Source organism: Streptomyces sp. NPDC048420 (genome assembly GCF_040651535.1).
Lineage (GTDB): Bacteria > Actinomycetota > Actinomycetes > Streptomycetales > Streptomycetaceae > Streptomyces.
In genome coordinates this window covers 1-1,285 of sequence record NZ_JBEZKG010000079.1, presented here as the reverse complement: position 1 = coordinate 1,285, position 1,285 = coordinate 1, and the positions used below count along the sequence as shown (strand labels likewise).

The window sequence follows — 1,285 nt, the reverse complement described above, 5'->3', positions numbered from 1 at the left end:
TGAAGCTTCCCCTTGATCGTGGACACCTGGAGACTGGGATCTTGAGGTTCCAGAGGAAGTAGCACCAGGTGGGAAGCAAGTACACGAAGCGGTACACCGAGGAGTTCAAACGGGACGCGATCGCGCTCGTCGATTCCTCGGGCAAGACGGTCACCGCCGTCGCCCGGGAACTCGGCATCAGCTCCGAGTCCCTGCGCGGCTGGTACCGCCGGGCGAAGGCAGACCGGGGCGAGGGCGAGTCCGGTGAGCTGACCAGCGCCGAGCGCGTGGAGCTCAAGCGGCTGCGCAAGGAGGTCCGCGAACAGCAGCAGACGATCGAGATCCTGAAAAAAGCGACGGCCTTCTTCGTGAAGGAGAACGACCGGTGAGCGAGCTGTACCGGTTGATCCATGCGGAGAAGGCGACTTACCCGATCGTCCTGCTGTGCCGGGTGCTGAAGGTCGCCCGCTCCTCCTACTACGCCTGGCGCGAGGGCGAGGCCGCCCGCCGTGCCCGGCAGGCCGCCGACGACGCGATCGCGCACGAGATCACCGTTGTGCACATCGCTTCCCGGCACACCTACGGTGTCCCGCGCATCCACGCCGAACTGCGCCGCCTGGGCCGGCGGGTGAACCGCAAGCGCGTCGCCCGCGTGATGCGTGAGCGCGACATCCGCGGCGTCACCCGGCGCAGGCGGCGTTCGTTGACCCGGCCGGATACGAAGGCGAAGCCGGCCCCGGACCTGATCGGCCGCGACTTTCACGCCGAGCGCCCCGGGACCAAGCTGGTCGGCGACATCACCTACCTGCCCACCGCCGAGGGCTGGCTCTACCTCGCCTGCTGGCTGGACCTGGCCACCCGCGAGGTCGTCGGCTACGCCATGGCCGACCACCACCGCGCCGAGCTCGTCGTCGACGCTCTCGACATGGCCCGCGGCCGGGGCGGACTGGAGCCCGGCTGCGTGGTTCACAGCGATCGCGGCAGTGAATATACGTCGACCCAGTTCCGGGAACGGATAGGGAAGTTGGGGCTGCGGCAGAGCTGCGGACGCACCGGATCATGCTTCGACAACGCTGCCGCGGAGAGCTTCTGGGCCCTACTCAAGGAGGAGATCGGCACCCGTACCTGGCCCGACCGGGCCACCGCCCGCGCCGAGGTCTTCAACTTCATCGAGACCTTCTACAACCGCCGCCGCCTGCGCAAGCACCGGACTTTCGGCTACCTCACCCCGGCCGAGACCAGGCAGCGGCATCAGCACGCCCTCGCGGCATAACGATCACGTGTCCGAGATCACGGGGAAACTTCA

Annotated in this window: 2 protein-coding genes; both read left to right on the top strand. The window is 67.8% G+C overall.

Annotated elements, in window-relative coordinates; genetic code table 11:
• The first annotated feature begins 68 nt into the window (after positions 1–68).
• Positions 69–368: a transposase gene (locus AB0D34_RS47275; RefSeq protein ID WP_362674400.1), complete on the top strand. Its 300-nt coding sequence runs from the start codon at positions 69–71 to the stop codon at positions 366–368.
• Positions 365–1,252 carry an IS3 family transposase gene (locus tag AB0D34_RS47270; protein ID WP_362674398.1) on the top strand — a complete coding sequence of 296 codons (888 nt, stop codon included), beginning with the start codon at positions 365–367 and terminating at the stop codon, positions 1,250–1,252. Before AB0D34_RS47275 ends, AB0D34_RS47270 begins: the two co-directional genes overlap by 4 nt.
• Positions 1,253–1,285: the final 33 nt, after the last annotated feature.